The organism is Microbacterium resistens NBRC 103078, from assembly GCF_001552355.1.
In the GTDB taxonomy this organism is placed as follows: domain Bacteria; phylum Actinomycetota; class Actinomycetes; order Actinomycetales; family Microbacteriaceae; genus Microbacterium; species Microbacterium resistens.
Genome location: NZ_BCRA01000227.1, coordinates 1 through 952, shown reverse-complemented (window position 1 = coordinate 952; position 952 = coordinate 1). Strand labels below are relative to the sequence as shown.

At 75.3% G+C, this 952-nt stretch carries 1 protein-coding gene; it reads right to left on the bottom strand.

Annotated features, from left to right (window positions below; all coding sequences use genetic code 11):
• Window positions 1-109: 109 nt before the first annotated feature.
• On the bottom strand, window positions 110-952 hold an 843-nt coding region (locus tag MR1_RS19145; RefSeq protein WP_067250900.1), incomplete at its 5' end, for an electron transfer flavoprotein subunit alpha/FixB family protein.

Sequence of the window (952 nt, the reverse complement as noted above, 5' to 3'; positions counted from 1 at the left end):
CCTCCGCGACGGGCTCGTCGACGGCGGCGTCGGGCGCGGCGCCCTCGGGGGGCCACGGATCGCCGCCTGCGGTGCGTGGCAGGCCTCTGCGCATCGTCGCCATGGCGGCCTACTTCCGCGCCCGCAGCGCCTCGATCACCTGCGGGACGACCGTGAAGAGGTCGCCGACGATGCCGAAGTCGGCGACGTCGAAGATCGGGGACTCGGGGTCCTTGTTGATCGCGACGATCGTCTTGGCCGTCTGCATGCCCGCTCGGTGCTGGATCGCGCCGGAGATCCCCAGGGCGATGTAGAGCTGCGGGGAGACCGAGACGCCGGTCTGCCCGACCTGGTGGGCGTAGGGGATGTATCCGGCGTCGACGGCCGCACGGGAGGCGCCGACCGCTCCGCCGAGCTCGTCGGCGAGCTCCTCCACGAGCGAGAACGCCTCCTTGGACCCGAGTCCGCGCCCGCCCGAGACCACGACCTTCGCCCCGCGCAGCTCCGGGCGCGAGGACGTCGCCTCGACCGCCTGGATCTCCCCCGCCGACGCGGCGGGAGAGGCGGACGGGGTGACGTCGAGGGCCTCGACGCGCGCCTGCTTCGCCTCGGCCCTGGCGTCCACGGCCCCCTGGCGGATCGTGATGACCGGGGTGCCGAAAGTCGGCGCGGAGTCGACGAGGAACGCCCCGCCGTACACCGAGTGGTGCGCGACGACGCCCTGGTCGTCGCGCGAGACGCCGGTCGCGTCGACGGAGAGGGCCAGGCGCTCGCGGACGGCGAGACGGCCGGCGACGTCGCGCCCCGCGATCGAGTTCGACACGAGGACCGCGTCGGGGCGCACGGCCGCATAGGCGGCCTGCAGGGCGTCGACGACCGGGACGGTCAGCGCGGCGGCGTCGGCGTCCGCCGTCAGCACCACCTCGGCACCGGCGGCCGCCGCGGCCTCGACGGCCGCCTGTGCGGTGCCGGC